General features: G+C 62.5%; 1 pseudogene. It reads right to left on the reverse strand.

Features of this window, described 5'->3' with window-relative positions:
- Nucleotides 1-119: 119 nt before the first annotated feature.
- A pseudogene (locus B7449_RS18030) lies at nt 120-323 on the reverse strand (hypothetical protein); the annotation flags it as partial.

Raw genomic sequence — 323 nt, forward strand, 5'->3', positions numbered from 1 at the left:
GCCTACCACATGGAGGTACCCACCGGCAGCGTTCTGGAAATCCGAAAATATCCGCGTGCCGCACTGGTGTTCCTGGGCCGGTGCCTCGACGGACATGGCTCCTGGCGCATGGCCCAGGGCTAGAGCAGCCCGAGTTGCACGGTGGGCACGGGTGCATCCGCTGCCATCACTGTTCCGCCATGCTTTGCCTGCAGACGGGCCAGCTCTGCTTTCTCGCGCGTAACCTGTTCCTCGCGGGCACGGGTCGTCCATGCCTCAACCAGCAGGTTTTCCCGAACACGCTGCCCGATTTCCTTCTCTACATCCGACCAGACAAAAGTCGG

The organism is Komagataeibacter intermedius TF2 (assembly GCF_000964425.1).
In the GTDB taxonomy this organism is placed as follows: Bacteria; Pseudomonadota; Alphaproteobacteria; order Acetobacterales; family Acetobacteraceae; genus Komagataeibacter; species Komagataeibacter intermedius.